Source organism: Candidatus Aquicultor secundus, assembly GCF_002791875.1.
GTDB classification, from domain to species: Bacteria; Actinomycetota; Aquicultoria; order Aquicultorales; family Aquicultoraceae; genus Aquicultor_A; species Aquicultor_A secundus.
Map to the genome: position 1 here is coordinate 1 of NZ_PFNG01000176.1, position 1,948 is coordinate 1,948.

Here is a 1,948-nt window from a genome sequence, read left to right on the forward strand (position 1 = left end):
CCCGGAGCGAAATTCTGTGCAGATTGCGGAACTAAAGTTTACGGTTAATAACCGACTTGGCAATACCTGTTATAATATGGTAAGTATAACGTATTATAGCGGCCGGCCTTAGAGGGTTGTGCGCAAGGCAAGTTCGAGCGCAAGGCGAGAAGAAATGAACGGTTCAAACCGGCTTAAAGAGCCACGTTGGTTTATAGGAATCGCTGTCTTAGTTTTAATCATTGCGGCGGTAGGCCTTGTTGGGCTTGATTACAAAAACCAGGAACCCGCTAAGCCTGCTGTGAAAATCAGCGATTTTTCAGAATCCCGGCTTAAAACTATCGTTGGGGATAGTTCCGGCATCGGTATCAGCGAGGTCACGATCAATAAGCGATCAGGCCTTGTAACCATCTTCTACATTGATGACAGCGCACGTGATGAGAACGCTATTATGTTCAGCCTATCAATTGCTGCAGTCCGGATCATGCCTCCCCTGTTTAAGATTGACGGTGTTAAGAAAGTAAAGGTCGTTGAACTTGGCACGTTTATGAACGATGCCGGGGACAGCAGCGTAGACCAATCTGCGGCTATTACGATTAGCAAGAAGAAAGCCGATATGCTCGACTGGGGCAAGGTGAACTTAAAAAACAAAGCAGGCTTACTTGCCGAAGCGACTGAGCTGTATATAAATCCTGCCATTAAGAACCAAATAGATGACCTGGATGTATTAAACGCAATAATCGTTCAGCTCTCCAATAAGCACGAGTAATCTATCTACTTGCTTGGGGTTATGCCGCGGGTCTGCCCATTTGCTCTTTGAGGTGGAGCCTCCGTATGGTCGCTCTTGTTACGTCGGTTCCGGTAAGGATGCCGACAAGCCGGCCATCCTGCACGACGACCATACGACCTTCGGCCTTGGTGACGAGTTTCTGCAGGATATCGAGGACCTCCGCATCGGGTTGGGTCACGATATCTGAGGATAACGGGCGCATGATGGCGCCGACACGGGTGGTGTTCCATTCGGACCTCGGCAGGTTCTGCACGCTTTTAAGTGTGACCATCCCTTGGACTGTACCGTTTTCAACCACAGGATAGGCCACCCAGTTGTGTTTTAGGAAATGCTCCTCGACCAGCCCTTGTACGCTGACGTCAGGGCTGACTGTCTCCGGGTCGGGCGTCATGATTTCACTCACTTTAACGTTTTCGAGGGCCTCATGGTAGAGCACTTGCTGATATTCGGCTTGCGCAGCCCGCAATAGATACCATCCCAAAAGAATGAACCATATCAGGCTGAGGTTATTGGTGAAAAACGGACCGGCTATCCCTATGAAGATCATCGTATATGCGATTCCCCTGCCGAGCGTTGCGGCTATGCTGGTGGAGCGCCTTAGATTTCCCGTGAAATACCAGATAATAGAGCGCAACACGCGTCCGCCATCCAGGGGGAATCCCGGGAGAAGATTAAATACCCCCAGCAAGACGTTGATATATCCCAGGTAAAATGCAGGTGCGGTGACTGTTGCCGGAAGCCCGAAACGTCGGCTGAGCACCGAGCTTCCAAGAAAAGCCATCCCTAAAACCAGGCTGCTCAGCGGACCGGCAAGCGCCATTTTAAATTCGACGCTCGGCGTATCGGGTTCCTCTGAAAGTTGGGAGACACCGCCGAAGATCAGCAGCCGTATGCCGCTGACCTGAATACCGTTTCGAATGGCGACAACCGAGTGCATGATCTCGTGAAAGAGCACCGATGCAAAAAATAATATCGATGTGATAAACCCGATTAAGACATATGCCCCGGTACTTAAGCCCGGGACGAGTTGCGGGAATAGCGAAAAAGAAAGCGCAAACGTAATCAATGCGAAAATCAAAAACCAGCTGTAATCGAGCGTTATCTCAATTCCAAAAATCCTGCCGAGCCTTATACCACTGTTCACATTAAACACCTCTAATACTTAAGGAAGATAGTTCT

Annotated in this window: 2 protein-coding genes; one reads left to right on the forward strand and one right to left on the reverse strand. The window is 49.5% G+C overall.

The features are described from left to right. Positions 1–154 precede the first annotated feature (154 nt). On the forward strand, positions 155–748 hold the full coding sequence (locus tag COY37_RS07315) for a hypothetical protein (protein ID WP_286977035.1): 594 nt from the start codon (positions 155–157) through the stop codon (positions 746–748). A gap of 19 nt (positions 749–767) precedes the next feature. Here the strand turns inward: COY37_RS07315 and COY37_RS07320 are convergent, their stop codons facing one another. Beyond that, positions 768–1,913 (reverse strand): site-2 protease family protein, encoded by a 1,146-nt coding sequence (locus COY37_RS07320; RefSeq protein WP_286977038.1) that lies wholly within the window; start codon positions 1,911–1,913, stop codon positions 768–770. Positions 1,914–1,948 lie beyond the last annotated feature (35 nt).